Genomic DNA, 16,527 nt, shown 5'->3' with positions numbered 1-16,527 from the left:
TTGTGCCTTTATCAGCGTTTGCCTAACAGGGCCGTTCGCAAGCCCGGTGCTGAAGTCTGCTCAGACAGCCAGATTCCAAAAAACAGGCGCGCGTACTCGGTGTCCTGAATACGGGCGGTTTCACGTCCATTGTGGAAAAAGCGGACATCGCCGGTTCCGTCCGTCACGCCCAGCAGGCGATCTTGTGCCAGGACATCCGGAAAAGCCTTTTTCATCAGGAGCAGCCATTGGCGAGCCTGCTGCTCGGAGAAACTGCCCACACGCCGCATTTCGGCAACTGAACGCTCGGCAATGGCTTCGCCTTCCAGTTTGCGGTCATAGATCAGCTCCAGTGCGAAGGGCTGGCGTGCATACTCTTTGGGCTCGAAGTCCGGCATGGCCCACAGTCGCGCCTCGTAAACCCGCAGTCCAAAAAAGCGCATGGGACCACTGCCAACAAGATGGGCAGAGGGCAGGGTGGAGCGCAGCTCCTGGGGGGCAGCCGCTGCGGCCGCCGAGAGATTAGGGGTCATGGCAATAAGGGTAGGGGCGAGAAGGCTGATGCCCACGATCAGGGCTTGGCGTCGTCGAATATCAGTCATGGTCAGGCCTTCTCAAGGTGAACTGGACTACATCGGTGTTGCCCATATCAAAGGCAGCCTCGCAATAGGCCAGATAAAATCGCCAGATGCGCACAAAGCGCTCGTCAAAGCCCTGGCTGCGGACCGCATCGAGCTTTTGCTCAAAAGCCTGACGCCAGCGTCGGAGTGTTTCGGCGTAATCCTTGCCAAAGCTCATTGTTCGAACCACGGTCAGGCCGGCTCGCTGGGCTTCACGCTCGAAGGCCGTGACACTGGGCAGCAGCCCTCCGGGAAAAATGAATTGCTGGATAAAGTCGGAGGAGTGCAAATAACGGGCAAAAAGGTCTTCGCGCAGGGTGATGGACTGCACGCAGGCATAGCCGCCCGGTTTGAGGCAATCATGCAAAGTCTTGAAGTAGGTGCGCCAGTATTCGTGCCCGACAGCTTCGAACATTTCAATGGACACAATGGCGTCAAAGGGCTGCGCCGCGTGTTCTTTCGCCAGATCCCGGTAGTCCTGATAACGCAGATCAACCTGTTCCTGCAGGCCGGCTTCGTTTATGCGCTGCATGCCCCAGTCAAGCTGTTCGCGTGACAAGGTGACACCTGTCACCTGCGCGCCGAACTCCGTGGCCGCTGTCTGGGCAAGCGCTCCCCAGCCACAGCCAATTTCCAGCAGTCGTTGCCCCGGCTGCAGTCCTGTCTCACGCAGCGCCCGTCTGGTTTTTGCGCGTTGAGCCTGCTCCAGATCAGCCTTGTGCAAGGCCGAGCCGTCAAGACCTTCGAACCAGGCAGCGCTGTAGCTCATGCTTGGGTCCAGCCAGAGTCGATAAAAGTCGTTGCCCAGATCGTAGTGAGCATGAATGTTTTTAGCGCTGCCCGCCCGCGTGTTGCGGTGAAGCATATGGCGCAGTCTGAAGCCCAGTCGAGCCCACCAGTGACCGTACACCAGTTGTTCCAGGTGATCGCGGTTGCGGATGCACAGACGCAGCAAGCCGCTTAGGTCATCGGTGTCCCATTGACCTTCTATATAGCCTTCGGCAAAGCCAATGTCGCCCGAGCTCAGGATGCGGTCCAGCGCCTCCCACTGCCCGATTGCGCAGCGGGCGTCGGGTTCCACTGCATTTTGCTTGGGAAAATGCCGCACTTGCCCATCGGGCAACTGAAGCTCCAACTGGCCATGAGGCAGGTGCGTCAAGAGCTTCAGGACGCGGTTCGCGTGAGGTGACAAGTCGCTGCTTGCTTTTGCGGACTTGCTCAAGAGAGTGGCGGTGCTTGTATTCATCGTGTGACAGAGCGCTTGGGCGCTGGTGGTTTGCGATGGAAGGGAAGCCGCTTCGCCCACAGGCGCAGTGCTTGCCAATGGATGCGAACAATGACCCCCAGGGTCATCAGCGGCGTGCCAAAAAATGCCCTGCGTACGGTAGCCGCATTCAGGGGGTGTAGCGTTCCTTGAACACCTGTGCGTAACAGGGGGCCTGCGTCGTCGTACAGATCGACAAGCGCCAGGTTGGTAGTTTCATTGCGCGAGAATCGAAAGCGATATTCGCCGTGGGTTTCGCAAAACGGGGACACATGAAATTGCTTGCTGGCAACTTGTTCGCAATCCCAGCCCAGATGCGGCCCTGCCAGGAGATAGGCATGACGCTCACCGAAGGTGTTGTTGACTTCGGCCAGAATCGCCGCCAGCGAACCGTCGGCCCGATGGGCGTACCAGAAGCTCACGGGCTTGAAGACATAGCCCAGGACGCGCGGAAAGGTATGCAGCCAGATCTCGCCATCCGCATCCTCAATACCTTCCTGCTCTAACAGAGATTCAAACCAGGCCAGAGCGTCATTACCGCCATTGCCATGATCGCTGTCATGAAAGCTGATCCAGCCGCGTTGGTTGCGGCGCAGGACGGGGACTGGGTGTTCCCGCAGGCTACGCATGGGAAGCAGCAGGAAATAACCAGGGTAATGAAAGGCGTGCTCGACTGGCCGCAGCCGCCGATGCCAGATATGACCAAAGCCAATGAGAGCGGAGGCGTTCATACGGTTTCCTCCTGCCTGAGCTCAGTGTGGGCCGCCTGCGCTGCACGGTTCAGGGACAGCAAAACCTGGTCAGCGGCGCTCAGACCCGAACGCAAACCGTCCTCGTGAAATCCGTAGCCGCACCAGGCACCGCAGAACCAGGTCCGGCGTTGGCCCTGCAACTTTTCAAGCTGTTGTTGTGCCAGGATGGCGGCATGGTCAAAGACTGGGTGGCTGTACGTAATGCGCGCATGTACCTTGTCCGCTGCTATGGGACGGGCCGGATTGAGCGAGACCACGACGGCTTGCTGCCAAGGCAGTGGCTGCAGGCGGTTGATGAGGTAATGCAGGCACACTCCGGTTTCCTCGGAAGCCGCCGAGCTGGCGCGTTCATAATTCCAGGCCGCCCAGGCGGCCTGGCGCTGTGGCAAGACGGCAGTGTCGGTGTGCAATACGGCTTCATTGGCTTGATAACGAATGCTGCCCAGCACGGCACGCTCTGTCTGGGTTGCGTCCTGGCCCAGCAGGCGCAATGCCTGATCACTATGGCAGGCCAGCACGACAGCATCGAACTGCTCGGTACCGTGAGGCATTTCTACCATGACGCCTTGTGCTTCACGTTTAAGGCTGAACACAGGGGTGTTCAATCGGATTTCGTGGCGGCCGTCCTCTTGCAGTCGCTCAATGATGCGGCTTACGTAGCGTTGAGAGCCGCCTCGAACGGTGTGCCACTGGGGACGGTTGGTGATCTGGATCAGCCCGTGATTGTGACAAAAGCGAATCAGGGTAGCGACGGGGAAGCGGAGCATTTGATCGGTCGGACAAGACCAGATGCTGCCAATCATGGGCAACAGGTAGTTGTTGCGAAATGTGCTGCCAAAGCCATGCAGATCCAGAAAGGTTTCTATGGGCGTATTGAGTTGTGACTCAAGCTGGCGCTGGGCGATATCCGTTGTCAGACGATTGAAGCGCAAAATTTCCAGCAACATGCCAATAAAGCGTGGGCTGATCAAGTTTCTGCGCTGTGCAAACACACTGCCTAAAGAGCTACCGCTCCATTCCAGCCCCGGTCTGCCATCAGGGTGGGGAATCTGCACGGAGAAGGACATCTCCGAGGGAGCGGTTTCTACCTCCAGCTCCTTGAACAGCTTTGTGAGCAGGGGATAGGTGCGGTGGTTGAACACCAAAAAACCGGTATCGACCCCGTGGCTAATACCATCCAGGCTGAGCTCGACCGTATTGGCATGTCCGCCGAAATAAGAGTTGGCTTCAATCAGACAGACGCGATGCGTGTCTTGGGAGTGAGCAAGACGATAGGCAGCGGCCAAGCCGGATATGCCCGAACCGATGACAGCGATACGACGCATGGCAGCTCCTTGGGGTGTTGCGCAGGGGGTTATGAACCGGAAAGATCAAACAGTGAACTCATTAGTTCAAACTATAAACCTTAAATAATATTTTTGCACTATTTGGTATGCAAGATGATCTCATTCGTCCTAAAATAGATCTCATGAACGCTCGATCCTCAATCAAAGAACAAATCCAGCGCGTACGCGTAGAAGCCATCGTGACCGCTGTTAACCGTCTTTTGGCGACCAAAGGCTACGATGCCATGACGGTCGACCAAGTCGCCGCCGAGGCAGGCATGGCCAAGGCCAGCTTATATAAGCTGTTTACATCCAAGGAGGAATTGGCTGCTGCGGCGATGGTGGGCGTGCTCGATCGCGCCCTGGCTTTTGTGGATGAGCTGCGCAAACAGGCTCAGGATGCTGCTGAAGCAGGCCAAGCCATTACGGCGATTGATCAGCTCAAATCCGTGGTGCGCTGGACGATGGATACCCAATTGCAAGGGGAAATGCCGTCGCTGCCCGCGCAGAACTCAAGCCTTAGCGCCTCGCTCCAGTCAAATGATGAGTACATGGATCGCCTGATTGCCTTGAGTAATCGTCTGAGCACCTGGATTATCGAGGCGCAGACGGCAGGCAGCCTGCAATCGGGTCTGCCAGTCGAGCTGGTGCTCTACACCTTGTTTGCGCGTGCATGTGACCCTGTGGTGAGCCTTCTTAAAGAGTCGGGGCAGTACACCCACGAGCAGATCATTGAATGGGTGAGCAGCACCACCTTTGATGGTCTGGCAGGCGCGGGCCGTACGTCCTTGGCACAGTAAGACAGTCTCCGGAATCCGTCCGGCACCCCCTGCCGGACCCCGTGGCCTCGACGCTGCTCTTGTTTCATTGGTGGATGCCTGACTACACGGTGCGCCGAGGCTGCGCACCCTGCCGGTGTTGGGGACGGAGTGTGAGGGGGGCTACTTTTCCGATGTGGACATCGTGCGTCGCAGCCAGCGCATCAATAAACCCAGCAAGGGCAGCTTTTCATAAAGCTCCTCTGCCGCATCCCAATAATCGCGATGATGGGTCACCCGACCTTGTCCGTCAAAGGACAGCGCTGACGCTCCCCTGATGCAGTGTTCAAGATCCGGCTTCCAACGTTTGATGCGGAAGCGGAACTCCCATTCCAGAAAGGCTCGTTGGTCCTGGACGATCTGCTGCGTAATGACAAAGCGTGGCGAGTGCAACGCCGTAAACATGTGCTCGAAGATGCCGCGGATGGCCGCAACGCCCTCTACCTCATTGAAGGGGTCCTTGAAATGGGCGTCAGGCGCATAACAGACCTCCAGCTCGGATAGCCGGTCTGGCGTCAGCCCTTGATAAAGATGGACAAGACGGCGCACTGCCGCCGCCATATCTTCGGAACCTGTGGTCAAGTCAGCATTCATTTTTTTGGCCTGAGGGTTCAAGGAGCCGATGGGAGACCAGCAGTATAAGGCTCAAGGAAGGGGCAGGAACGGGTGAGCGGAGAATTTTGATGCCTTAAGGACGCTGTTTGCCTTGGCGCAAGGACATGAACCACTGGCTACGTTTCAATGGTGGCTGTCTTTTGGGAGTTCACAATGCAAAGCCGTGTAGTGGGAACCGTGCTGTTAGCGGCCATCTTGGCCGGATGCTCGGCTGGCGAGCCCAACAATTCAGCCGCCTTGCCAGAGTTGGTGGAAGTGGCCGGTCCGGCGCGCGAAGTCATGCAGGCTGGTGAGTACTTGCTCGATGGGCGCCTGATTGCGTCCGATACCGTGATGTATGCCCCGGCTCCCAGCTTGAAAGTCATGAAGTATCAAGTCAGCCAGTACGACTACGATCAATGTGTTCGTGCCGAGCGGTGCAAGGCCGCGGATGCGGTGGGCCGGGGACAGGCCAAAGATCGGCCGGTTGTGGGGGTGAGCTGGCAGGACGGGCAGGATTATGCGGCTTGGCTCAGCGAGCGCACCGGCAAGCAGTTCCGCTTGCCGGATTATCTGGAATGGAGTTACTTCGCAGACCAGAAAGTGCCTGAATCGGCCCAGGGCGGGCTGGATGAGAACGAGCAGGCCGCCTTGTGGCTCCAGGAATATCAGGACAGCTATAAGCGCAAGCAGGAGCAGGAGGTGCCGTTGGCGCCCCTGGGCCAGGGTACTGCCAATGCCTATGGCGTGTTTGATGCCGGGGGACAGGTGGCCGAATGGACCAATACCTGTCATGTGCGCGTTCACCGCATCAGCATGCCCCGCGCGGAATCCCGTCTGGAAAACTGCGGCGTCCGCACCTTGGGAGGAGAGCATATCGCGGTGATGCCCGACTTCATCCGTGACCCCAAAACCGGGGCATGTTCGGTCGGCGTGCCCCCGCGCTATCTGGGTCTGCGTCTTGTCACGGAGGACTAAGGGCGCTTAGCCGCGTTCCAGAACGGCTCGGGCAAATTTGTCCAGGTCGGCAATCGTTATCTGCTTGCGCCCTGCCAGGATCAAGCCCTGATGATCCCAGCTACTGACGACACGGCTGGCCGTATACAGGGTGGTCCCAGCCAGATCGGCCAGGTCCTGTCGGGTCACGGGAATGCTCAGGGATGTCCCCTGCGCACCGCTTTGGCCCACCTGGCGAATCAGGCGCAGCAAACTGTGGGCCAGTCGCTGCTCCACTTCCAGACTGTGAATTTCCAGTAGGCGGTCGTCCGCGTCACTCAGACGTTGGGCAACTGTGTCCTGCGCCGAGCTGAGCAGGCAAGGAAAGCGTTGGGTCAGGCTGTCCCAGGACTTTTCTGGCCAGGCCAGGGCGGCGCTGCTCGTGACGCTGATGGCAGTGGCCGGGTAGTTGCGTCGCCGCAGGGCGGGGGCAATGCCAATCACATCGCCGGGCAGGGCGAAACGGACCAGTAACTGGGAGCCATTGGGCATGGTGCGTACGACCTTGATCAAGCCCTGCAGCAGCACAAAAAAATGATCGCTGCTTTGCTCCTGGCGAAAGACCTGGCTGTCCTTGTCATAGTGGATCAGCCGTCCTTCTTGCCAGAGCTGGTCGATGCTGGCCGCGTCCAGGTCAGAGAACAGGGGCAGGCTGGCTAACAAGGAGGGGTAGGAAATGTCAGTCATCACTTAAGCTTTCTGAGCGGGTTTTAAGCCCTAGTTTGCTGGCCAGCTTATGCAGATTGCTGGGGTCCATGCCAAGCTGTCGGGCAGCCTGGCTCCAGTTACCGTCGTTGTCCTGCAGAGCCTGCCGGATCAAGCGTCCTTGCAATTGTTCAACGGACTGACGCAAGGAGGGGTGTGGCACTCCCAGAGATTGCGTGGTCGCTGCCGCAGGCTCCAGGGTAGAAGGTAACAAATTGAGATTATCGGCGCTAAGCGTAAATATTTGGTTACGGTCTGGCGTATCGACCAACAGGCGGATGGTGGCACGGCTGATCAGATGTTCCAATTCGCGAACATTGCCTGGCCAATGATAAGCCAGTAAAGCGGCTTCCGCGTCGGGCGAGAGGCGAATGCCACGCAAGCCCAGTCGGGAGCGATTCATTTCCAGAAAATGACCGGCCAGCAGCAGAATGTCTTGATGGCGTTCGCGCAAGGCCGGAATTGTCAGGGGAAAAACGGACAGGCGGTGGTACAGGTCGGCCCGGAAACCGCCTTGTGCAATCTGCTGACTCAGGTCCCGGTTAGTGGCCGCAACAAGCCGCACATTCAGTTTAATGGGGTGGTCGGCCCCCAGGCGCTGGATTTCGCCATTTTGCAACGTACGCAGCAACTTGGCCTGAATCGTCAAAGACAACTCTCCGATTTCGTCCAGAAACAGGGTGCCGCCCTGCGCGGCCTCGAAGCGTCCGGCGCGATGTTCGTGCGCCCCCGAGAAAGCGCCTTTGACATGGCCGAAAAGTTCGCTCTCCGCCAACGAATCGGGCAGAGCGGCGCAGTTCACGTAAATCAGGGGGGAGTGGTGGCGAGCCGAGCGTTGATGCAGGCGCTGTGCAAACAGCTCTTTGCCCACGCCTGTCTCGCCTAGTAAGAGAACCGGCAGTTCGGAGGTGGCAACCGTGTCCAGCAGCTGGATGACCTCCAAAAGCGCCTTGCTGTTGCCAATGATGGAAGTCGAATTGTGGCGCGACAAATAATCAGGGGGCAGGGTAGAGAGCATGCGCAGACTGCGATTTTCCTCTTCCAGCTCGCTGATGCGGATGGCGCTTTCCAGCACCATGCACCAGTGTTTTAGTTCCACCAGCGTGGAGGCAGAAAAGGTTCCGGGGCGCAAGGCATCCAGGGTCAGAATCCCCCAGGCCGCACCTTGGATCTGCAGGGGGATTCCCACGCAATCATGGACCGGCAGCGGCTGACCCAGCTTGTCATCCAGCAGGCCATCGTAGGGGTCGGGCAGACCGCAGTTGGGCTCAAAGCGCGTCAGGCCAGGGGTATGCAAAATGCGTGTCAGCCGGGGATGATCGGCAATGACAAAATGCCGGCCCAAGGTGTCATGACCCAGACCGCTGGCCGCCACAATGCGCAATACGGTGTCGTCCAGCTTCAGCAAACCGGCGGCATCACAGCCGAAATGTCGCGCCAGCAGATGAACCATGCGCTGCAGGCGTAGCGGCCCTGGAATTTCAGTGGCCAAATCGGCAATCATGAGATCTAGCATGGGTGAAAAATACCCTTATGGTGAAAAATACCCGGTTTTCTTAGGGTAGTTTATACCTGGTTTGGAAGCGAACCATTGATCCATATCGTTTTTAAGTTGGCACGGTCTTTGCTTTAAGTGTTTTGTCATACATTTTTAAGGACGATGACATGACCCCCGACTTAGCAGAACATCGCTACACGGCTTGTGCTCCGGTTCGTCCACCGCTTGGCGGCCCGGACGATGCAAACAGGCCGGTTTTTTTTAGACATCGATTCCTTGGCGGGTCCTTAGAGACGCCGGATTCAGTAGGAGATGCTGCCGTTCTGGCTCGCTTGCAACAGCCAGGCAGCGCCTCCGTGGCCAGTCTTCTTAAACAGTTCCGCACCCCGGCAGTGCCCATGGCGCAACGGGAGACCGGGCTGGATTCTTTTTCAGGCAGTCACTCATCGCGATGGGGCAGTGCCCACTCCGCTTATGACCCCCTGCCCAGGTCCGGCCAGGACCGGGGGAGAATAGGTCGTTTGACACATCAGCGAGACGGAGAACAACATGCGTAGTAGCTACAAGAAACTATGGTGGTCCCTGGTGGCAGTCACCATGGTGACCTTTGCCATTCTCGGTTGGACTGGGGTGGAGGTGTATCGTCAAGCACCTCCGATGCCCGTCAAGGTCCTTACCCCGGATGGACGTGAATTTACATCACAGGAACAGATACATCGCGGCCAGTCTGCCTGGCAGAGCACGGGCGGAATGCAATTGGGATCAATCTGGGGTCACGGAGCCTACCAGGCTCCGGACTGGAGCGCAGACTGGTTGCACCGCGAAGCGCTGGCCTGGCTGGATCTGGCCGCGCAGCAAACCTATTCGCTCAATTACGACCAGCTCACCAGCAGTCAGCAGGCTACCTTGCGTCAGGAATTGCAGGACGAATATCGTCCCAACCGCATTGATGAGGCCACGGGTGTGCTGCAGATCAGCGAGCGGCGTGCCAAGGCCATCGACACGACGGCTCAGTACTATATTGATCTGTTTGGCGACGCCCCTGAGCTCAAGTCCAGTCGTGAAAGCTTTGCCATGAAGGACAACACCTTGCCGGAGCTGCAGCGCCGTCAGGACATGACCCGCTTTTTCTTCTGGCTGTCCTGGGCGACGGTTACCGAGCGTCCCGGCACGACCGTCAGCTATACCAATAACTGGCCGCACGAGCCCTTGGTGGACAACCATCCATCCACGGCCAATATCGTCTGGTCCATTGTCAGTATTGTTTTACTGCTGGCCGGCATCGGCCTGCTGGTCTGGATCTGGGCCTTCACCCACAAAGAGGAGGCCGCGCCGGTTGCACCCGCGACAGACCCGGTGCTGGCGTTTCGTCTGACGCCTTCGCAGCGTGCGCTGAAAAAATACGCCTTTTTGACCGTCGCCCTGTTTGTCATTCAGGTGTTTCTGGGTGGGTTTACCGCACACTACACCGTTGAAGGCCAGATGTTTTACGGCATAGACGTATCGCAGTGGTTCCCTTACTCCTTGACCCGCACCTGGCATATTCAAGCTGCGCTGCTGTGGATTGCCAGCGGCTTTTTAACCGCCGGTCTGTTTCTGGTGCCGTTGATTAACGGTGGCGAGGACCCCAAGTATCAACGCCTGGGCGTAGATGTGCTGTTCGGTGCCCTGGTCGTGCTTTTCATTGGCTCGTTTGCCGGCAACTTCCTCGCCATCAAGAATATCCTGCCTCCTGAACTGAATTTCTGGTTCGGTCACCAAGGCTACGAGTACCTGGACCTGGGTCGTTTCTGGCAAATCATCAAGTTCATCGGTCTGGCTTTCTGGCTCTTGCTGATGTTGCGTGGCATGTGGCCAGCGCTGCGCCGTGACAAGGGCGACAATCATCTGCTGGTGCTCTTGACCATTTCCACCGTGGCAATTGGCCTCTTTTACGGTACGGGCCTGTTCTACGGTGAACATACCAACATCACTATCATGGAGTACTGGCGCTGGTGGGTGGTCCACCTGTGGGTAGAGGGTTTCTTTGAAGTCTTTGCCACCGTTGCCATGGGCTTTATCTTCTTGACCCTGGGCCTGGTCTCCAAACGCAGTGCCACGATTGCCGGACTGGCTGCTGCATCCCTGTTTCTGGTAGGCGGTGTGCCCGGAACCTTGCATCACCTGTATTTCTCCGGCACGACCACGCCCATTATGGCGATTGGCGCATCCTTTAGCGCGTTGGAAGTGGTACCTTTGATCATGCTGGGTTATGAGGCCTTCCACAACTGGAAGATGCAAAAGCAGGCAAGCTGGATGAACGATCTGCGTTGGCCCGTCATGTTCTTTGTGGCCGTGGCATTTTGGAACATGCTCGGTGCCGGTGTATTTGGCTTCCTGATCAATCCGCCGATCTCGCTCTACTACATTCAGGGTCTGAACACCACACCGTTGCATGCCCATGCTGCCTTGTTCGGGGTGTATGGTTTCCTGTCGCTGGGCTTTGTCCTGCTGGTGGTGCGCTATATCTCGCCAGAGGTTCGCTACAACGATCGTCTGATGAGTTGGGGGTTCTGGACATTGAACGGGGGGCTGGTTCTGATGATGTTCGTAAGCTTGCTGCCTGCCGGGATTATCCAGGCCTGGGCCAGCATCTCCGAGGGCATGTGGTACGCACGTAGCGAAGCGTTCATGCAGCAGCCGATTTTGCAGTCCCTGCGCTGGTGGCGCACCTTGGGTGACGTTGTGTTCATTGCCGGTGCTCTGCTCGTATTCCAGCAAGTTCTGGTACGTATCATGGCTGGCCGTCGCAGTGCCGCAGCGCATGCTGCAGGCGCAGTAAAGGCATCCTGATCCCTTGCCAGGATGGACTCTGTTCTTCTGTGAGATTCCGTCTAAGAAAAAAACCGCCTTCGGGCGGTTTTTTTGTTGCTTCTACGAGATGCTTGCGCTGCAGCAAAGAGTGCGAAGTCTGTTTGCGGTCCAATACATTCAGTAACTGTTAGATCTGAAAAACATTTAATCAGCAGGCATTACGCCTGGATCAAACCGGAGGTAGTATGGAACGTCGTCATTTCTTGAAAAGTGCTGGCCTAGGTGTCGCCGCAGGAACCACTTTGTTGGCGGCGCAAGTACAAGCCCGCGAAACAGCCGCCCCCAAAAAGAACGCGCCTTGGCTGGCAGCGCGTACGGAAGATCAGATCGCCAAGCTGGAACGGGTCAAGGTGGATCTGGTTGCGCCTCCCATGGTCCACAAGCACGAGCAGAAAGTCGGCCCCGAGCCACGTGTCGTGGAATTTCGCATGACCATTTCCGAGCGCGAGATCGAGGTCGATCGGGATGGGACCACCATGCACGCCATGATGTTCGATGACTCCATGCCCGGTCCTACCATGGTGGTCCATGAAGGCGACTACCTGGAACTCACGCTGGTGAATCCGGCCACCAACACCATGCCGCACAACATCGACTTTCACGCCTCGACTGGTGCGCTGGGCGGTGCCAAGCTGACCAACGTGAACCCTGGCGAACAAGCCACCTTGCGCTTCAAGGCGGATCGCACCGGTACCTTTGTGTACCACTGCGCTCCCGAGGGCTCGGTAGCCTGGCACGTGGTCCAGGGCATGCATGGCACGGTCATGGTATTGCCACGCGACGGCCTGAAGGACCCGGCAGGCAACGCCTTGCATTACGACCGTGTTTACACGATTGGTGAATTTGACCTTTACATTCCCCGCGACGAAAAGGGCAATTTCAAAAAATATGGTTCCTCGGCTGAAAGCTACGGCGATACGCTGGAAACCATGCGCGGCTTGATCCCCAGCCATGTGGTGTTCAACGGCAAGGTGGGTGCCCTGATGGGCGACGGCGCCATGAAAGCCAAGGTCGGTGAAACCGTGCTGTTCATCCACTCGCAAGCCAACCGCGACACCCGTCCTCACCTGATTGGCGGTCACGGCGACTGGGTCTGGGAGTTGGGCAAGTTTGATGACCCTCCTGCCAAGAACCTGGAGACCTGGTTCATTCGTGGTGGTTCTGCTGGTGTGGCACTCTACACCTTCAAGCAGCCCGGTGTGTACGCCTATGTGAACCACAACCTGATCGAGGCGATGGAGCTGGGCGCAGCCGGTCACGTGCTGGTCGAAGGCGAGTGGAACGATGACTTGATGAAGCAAGTCAGCCCTCCTGGCCCGATCAAAGCCTAAGACAGGCAGGCGGGCCCGATGTGCGGAATTGAGATTCTGGTGTACAAAGCAATTTCGCTCGGGATTTTTGGTAGTCAACAGCTAGTGCAGTAATCAAGCAGGCAGCAGGGTGGCAGGCCAAGGGCCGAAGCTACCCTGTTCAAAACACGACGTATCAGCCGGGCATGCGTTCATGCCGACTGTTTAAAGGGTAAACCCATGAGAACCGATAGTCCCGCCACCATGATGTACTCCGCCATGGCCGCTTTGCTTTTGCTGGCTGCCGCGCCTGCAGCCCACGCCGACTCCGACGAGGCTCTGAAACTGTACAAGTCCTCGTGTATGGTCTGTCACGCATCCGGTATGGCCAATGCCCCCCGTCTGGGTGACAAGGCTCGTTGGGAGCCCTTGATCGCCAAAGGTGAAGACGCCTTGATGGAGGTGGTCATCAATGGCAAGGGCGCCATGCCCCCCCGCGGTGCGGCTCCTAAGGCCACTGATGAACAATTGCGCAGTGTGGTGCGCTACATGATTGAAAAAGCCAGTTAGGGCATCGGCCTTGTCTGGGGCATTTACAAGCTCCAGTCGTAATCGATCGTCAGGGGGGCGTGGTCGCTGAAACGTTCTTCTTTATAGATCGTTGCACTGCGCGCCTTGGCGGCAATACCTGGGGTGGCAATTTGATAATCAATGCGCCACCCTACGTTTTTGGCCCAGGCCTGACCACGATTGCTCCACCAGGTGTAGCATTCGTCCGTGGTATCGGGGTGCAGGCTGCGGTAGATATCCACCCAGGCAAGCTCGCCCAGCACTTTGCTCATCCAAGCGCGCTCTTCAGGCAGAAAACCGCTGTTTTTCAGATTGCCTTTCCAGTTTTTCAAATCGGCTTCGTGGTGCGCGATATTCCAGTCACCACAAATAATGAACTCACGGCCTGTTTCGCGGTGCTCTTGCATCAGGCCCGCTATCCACTGTTCAAAATGATCCAGAAAGCGGTACTTGGCCGTTTGGCGCTCATCGCCCGATGAGCCTGAGGGCAGATAGGCGCTGATGACGCTGAGCGTGTTCCAGTCGGCGCGGATGATACGGCCTTCGGCATCAAACTCGTCGCAGGCCATGCCCTGGGCCACGGCTTCTGCTTGGTGGCTCAAATACAGACCGACGCCGCTGTAACCTTTTTTCTGGGCATGGTGAAAGTGGCCGTGATACTGCCCGGGATGGGTCAGATCGGGTGTCAGATCCGGTTCGCTGATCTTGATTTCCTGCATGCAGACAATATGGGGCTTCTGGGCTTGCAGCCAGGCGGGCAGCCCTTTACGAAAAGCAGCCCGAATACCGTTGACGTTTAACGAGGTGACGCGTAACACGTGGCAATTCTCCTTATAGCGTCAGCACTTTAACCCGTAAACTGTCAGCATGTCAGTGGCCGTCAGAGCTTGTTACCGGGTTCAGCCGAAACGGTAGCTGGATACAGTCAGCCCGCCAAAAGCCTGGGTCTCATGGTGAAAGCGGTAAGCCGCATCCCCTTGAGCCGCACCGACGGCGACCATGAGCGGCACCAGATGATCCTCACGCGGGTGGGCAATACGGGCTGCAGGCGCCTGCTCCCAGTCCATCAAAGCTTGACGGCGGGCAGCGGGGTCACGCAGGCTCAGGCTCTGGTCCAGCCAGGTATCAAACCGGGCGGACGGTTCGACCCCGCCTGGTCCCATATTGCGCAGGTTGTGATAGCTCAGGCCGCTGCCGATAATCAGCACATCTTCGTCCCGCAAAGCAGCCAGGGCTTCGCCCATGGCGTAGTGCAGGGCCGGGTCGTAGTTGGCGTGAATGGACAGTTGCACCATCGGCACTTTGGCTTGCGGGTAGATGACATACGCGGGTACGAAAGCGCCGTGGTCAAAGCCACGCTCCCTGTCCAGGCGGGTGGGCAGGCCAGCGGCCTCAAGCAAATTACAGACTTGCTGAGCCAACGCCGGATCGCCCGGTGCCGGATAGTGAATCTCGTAAGTGTGCGATGGAAAACCGTAGTAGTCGTACACCATGCTGGGCTGGGGAGCGGCAGCAACCAGCAGGTTTTCCTGCTGTGCCTCCCAGTGCGCGGAGACCATCAGGATCGCTTTTGGGTTGCGTCCCAATTGGCGCGGAATATCCTGCAAGGCAGCACGCAGTGGGGCGTACATGGTTTGCGCCTCGGGCATCCAGGGCCAAGGGCCGCCGCCGTGCGAAATGAAATAGGTAGGCATCGTCATGATGATCTCCGACCCCTGCCCTGGAGGGGCAGGGTGGGGTAAGGGCTTGGTTAGGGTAATCAGTCGGCGCTGCGACCTGCGTCGATGCTCCAGGGGCCTGGGCCGGCAAAGGCCAGATACAGAAAGACAAAGCAGAACAGAACCGCTGCTTCACCGCCGTTCAGGATTGGAGTGGCAAAGGTGCTGGCGCTGGCGTGACCAATGAAGTAAGCAAACGCGCACAGGCCGGATGCGACAAAGGCTGCAAAGCGGGAAAACAGCCCAAGCACCAGCAAGCCGCCCAGAATCAGCTCCAGGATGCCTGCCACGCCATACAGAGAGGCGATTTGCAGGTTGGCAAACATATCCACTTGGGGGACGCCCAAGATCTTGGCAGTACCGTGTGTCAGCAGTAAATAGCCTGTGACGATGCGCAGCAGGCTAAGGATGCGAGGAGTCCAGCTGGAAGTAAGGGCGTTCATGTGTTTTCCTTTGGAAAGTTGACGGTAGCGGTAAAAAAAGCACCTGGCCCGGGGAGTGCCTGAGATTCGATCTCAGCCTGAAGCTGGTCCCGCCCATTCAAGGCCCAGACAGGCATCGGGTTAGCGCTCGTTCAAGCTTAATCAATTACTATCAGGAAATAAACAGCCCTATTTTCATTAGATACTTTCTTATTAGGAAAGCATGGATACTATTCAGAGCCTGCGGGTGTTTCGCGAAATCGTCGCCGCGGGCAGTTTTGCGGCAGCGGCTCAGCGTCTGGACATGTCAGCGCCGATGGTTAGCAAGCACCTGGCCAACCTGGAAAAACAGTTGGGCGCCCGGCTGCTTCATCGCAGTAGTCGTCGTTTGAGTCTGACCGAGCTGGGGCAGACTTACTTCGATTATTGTTTGCAGGCACTGGACACGCTGGAGCGCGGGCAACAAGCCTTGTCGGGCTCCGCGCATCAGCCGCAAGGAGTGCTGCGGCTGACTGCCCCAGTGTGGTTTGCAAACCGCAAAGTGGCGCAATTGCTACAGGATTACCAAACACGCTTTCCTGAGGTGACGCTGGAGCTGAGCTTGAGCAATCACAAGGTGGATCTGGTGGCGGAAGGATTTGACCTGGCCTTGCGCGTCATGCGCGAACCGGCCCCCCATCAGATCGCCCGCCTGATTTGTCCCACCCCTTTTCATCTAGTGGCCAGCCCTGCGTTTGTGGCCCGATACGGCATGCCCCGTAACTGCGCGGACGTGATGCGTTTGCCTGCCATCAGTCCCAGTTACTTGCAGCAGCCCAGTTTCGAGTTTTTGGGGCCGGACGGGCCGGAGTCCTTACGTCTGAATCCTTTTATGCGTTCTGACAATACGAATCTGACCTATTACTGCGCTTTGGGTGGGGCAGGTTTGGCTTACTTGCCGCAATGGCTGGTGATGGACGACCTGGAGTCCGGTCGCCTGGTTCGTCTCTTGCCCGATTACCGTGAAGAGCTGCAACAACTGCATGCAGTCTATGCCAGCCGGCGCTATTTGACGCCTAAAGTGCGCAGTTTTATCGACTTCTTGCTCGAAGAACTGGCCGAACCTGCCAAGTGATGGCTCACAA

The 16,527-nt window shown here is 57.7% G+C and carries 16 protein-coding genes; 6 read left to right on the top strand and 10 right to left on the bottom strand.

All coding sequences use genetic code 11. The annotated features are described in order from the left end of the window. Window positions 1-11 precede the first annotated feature (11 nt). From RSQ48_RS14820 to RSQ48_RS14805, 4 genes are read right to left on the bottom strand one after another with little or no spacing between them, the layout of a single operon-like run. Entirely contained in the window at window positions 12-581 is a 570-nt protein-coding gene (locus RSQ48_RS14820; protein WP_207307428.1) for a chalcone isomerase family protein, read from the bottom strand. Then, entirely contained in the window at window positions 574-1,845 is a 1,272-nt protein-coding gene (locus tag RSQ48_RS14815; RefSeq protein ID WP_131070928.1) for an SAM-dependent methyltransferase, read from the bottom strand. The genes RSQ48_RS14820 and RSQ48_RS14815 overlap by 8 nt, the downstream gene beginning before the upstream one ends. Further along, window positions 1,842-2,594, bottom strand: coding sequence for a DUF1365 domain-containing protein (locus tag RSQ48_RS14810; RefSeq protein WP_009458773.1), 753 nt, complete (start codon window positions 2,592-2,594; stop codon window positions 1,842-1,844). Before RSQ48_RS14810 ends, RSQ48_RS14815 begins: the two co-directional genes overlap by 4 nt. Then, window positions 2,591-3,940: an NAD(P)/FAD-dependent oxidoreductase gene (locus tag RSQ48_RS14805; RefSeq protein ID WP_415301940.1), complete on the bottom strand. Its 1,350-nt coding sequence runs from the start codon at window positions 3,938-3,940 to the stop codon at window positions 2,591-2,593. The genes RSQ48_RS14810 and RSQ48_RS14805 overlap by 4 nt, the downstream gene beginning before the upstream one ends. A gap of 143 nt (window positions 3,941-4,083) precedes the next feature. Here RSQ48_RS14805 and RSQ48_RS14800 point away from each other — a divergent pair, with 143 nt between their 5' ends. Further along, complete coding sequence (locus RSQ48_RS14800) at window positions 4,084-4,740, top strand: TetR/AcrR family transcriptional regulator (RefSeq protein WP_039943394.1); 657 nt, start codon at window positions 4,084-4,086, stop codon at window positions 4,738-4,740. A 141-nt stretch (window positions 4,741-4,881) separates the two neighbouring features. Here the strand turns inward: RSQ48_RS14800 and RSQ48_RS14795 are convergent, their stop codons facing one another. After that, window positions 4,882-5,352 carry a nuclear transport factor 2 family protein gene (locus RSQ48_RS14795; RefSeq protein ID WP_131070925.1) on the bottom strand — a complete coding sequence of 157 codons (471 nt, stop codon included), beginning with the start codon at window positions 5,350-5,352 and terminating at the stop codon, window positions 4,882-4,884. A gap of 174 nt (window positions 5,353-5,526) precedes the next feature. Here RSQ48_RS14795 and RSQ48_RS14790 point away from each other — a divergent pair, with 174 nt between their 5' ends. Next, complete coding sequence (locus RSQ48_RS14790) at window positions 5,527-6,330, top strand: formylglycine-generating enzyme family protein (protein WP_003801976.1); 804 nt, start codon at window positions 5,527-5,529, stop codon at window positions 6,328-6,330. A gap of 6 nt (window positions 6,331-6,336) precedes the next feature. Here the strand turns inward: RSQ48_RS14790 and RSQ48_RS14785 are convergent, their stop codons facing one another. Next, the gene (locus tag RSQ48_RS14785; protein WP_003801973.1) at window positions 6,337-7,035 is read right to left on the bottom strand and encodes a Crp/Fnr family transcriptional regulator; all 699 of its coding nucleotides are present in this window, start codon (window positions 7,033-7,035) and stop codon (window positions 6,337-6,339) included. Next, window positions 7,028-8,569: a nitric oxide reductase transcriptional regulator NorR gene (gene norR / locus RSQ48_RS14780; RefSeq protein WP_059318238.1), complete on the bottom strand. Its 1,542-nt coding sequence runs from the start codon at window positions 8,567-8,569 to the stop codon at window positions 7,028-7,030. Before norR ends, RSQ48_RS14785 begins: the two co-directional genes overlap by 8 nt. A 531-nt stretch (window positions 8,570-9,100) precedes the next feature. Between norR and RSQ48_RS14775 the strand changes: the two genes are divergently transcribed. The 3 genes from RSQ48_RS14775 (at window position 9,101) to RSQ48_RS14765 (ending at window position 13,263) form a co-directional block, all read left to right on the top strand. After that, entirely contained in the window at window positions 9,101-11,383 is a 2,283-nt protein-coding gene (locus RSQ48_RS14775) for a nitric-oxide reductase large subunit (RefSeq protein ID WP_003801969.1), read from the top strand. Window positions 11,384-11,589: 206 nt separating this feature from the next. Then, the gene (nirK, locus tag RSQ48_RS14770; RefSeq protein WP_003801966.1) at window positions 11,590-12,735 is read left to right on the top strand and encodes a copper-containing nitrite reductase; all 1,146 of its coding nucleotides are present in this window, start codon (window positions 11,590-11,592) and stop codon (window positions 12,733-12,735) included. 198 nt (window positions 12,736-12,933) lie between these two features. Then, window positions 12,934-13,263, top strand: a complete 330-nt coding sequence (locus RSQ48_RS14765) for a c-type cytochrome (RefSeq protein WP_003801964.1) — start codon at window positions 12,934-12,936, stop codon at window positions 13,261-13,263. A 23-nt stretch (window positions 13,264-13,286) separates the two neighbouring features. Here the strand turns inward: RSQ48_RS14765 and RSQ48_RS14760 are convergent, their stop codons facing one another. The 3 genes from RSQ48_RS14760 to RSQ48_RS14750 all read right to left on the bottom strand — a co-directional run bounded on the left by RSQ48_RS14760 (window position 13,287) and on the right by RSQ48_RS14750 (window position 15,424). Further along, a complete protein-coding gene (locus tag RSQ48_RS14760; RefSeq protein ID WP_415301939.1) occupies window positions 13,287-14,081 on the bottom strand; it encodes an exodeoxyribonuclease III in 795 nt (264 codons plus the stop codon). A gap of 81 nt (window positions 14,082-14,162) precedes the next feature. Continuing rightward, window positions 14,163-14,963 carry a DODA-type extradiol aromatic ring-opening family dioxygenase gene (locus RSQ48_RS14755; protein WP_059318241.1) on the bottom strand — a complete coding sequence of 267 codons (801 nt, stop codon included), beginning with the start codon at window positions 14,961-14,963 and terminating at the stop codon, window positions 14,163-14,165. Window positions 14,964-15,022: 59 nt separating this feature from the next. Beyond that, window positions 15,023-15,424 carry a DoxX family protein gene (locus RSQ48_RS14750; RefSeq protein ID WP_003801958.1) on the bottom strand — a complete coding sequence of 134 codons (402 nt, stop codon included), beginning with the start codon at window positions 15,422-15,424 and terminating at the stop codon, window positions 15,023-15,025. Window positions 15,425-15,626: 202 nt separating this feature from the next. Between RSQ48_RS14750 and RSQ48_RS14745 the strand changes: the two genes are divergently transcribed. Further along, entirely contained in the window at window positions 15,627-16,517 is an 891-nt protein-coding gene (locus tag RSQ48_RS14745; protein WP_131070923.1) for a LysR family transcriptional regulator, read from the top strand. Window positions 16,518-16,527: the final 10 nt, after the last annotated feature.

It is taken from the genome of Alcaligenes sp. SJTW-7 (assembly GCF_047716895.1).
In the GTDB taxonomy this organism is placed as follows: Bacteria; Pseudomonadota; Gammaproteobacteria; order Burkholderiales; family Burkholderiaceae_B; genus Alcaligenes; species Alcaligenes ammonioxydans.
This window is presented reverse-complemented; position numbering and strand designations above follow the sequence as displayed.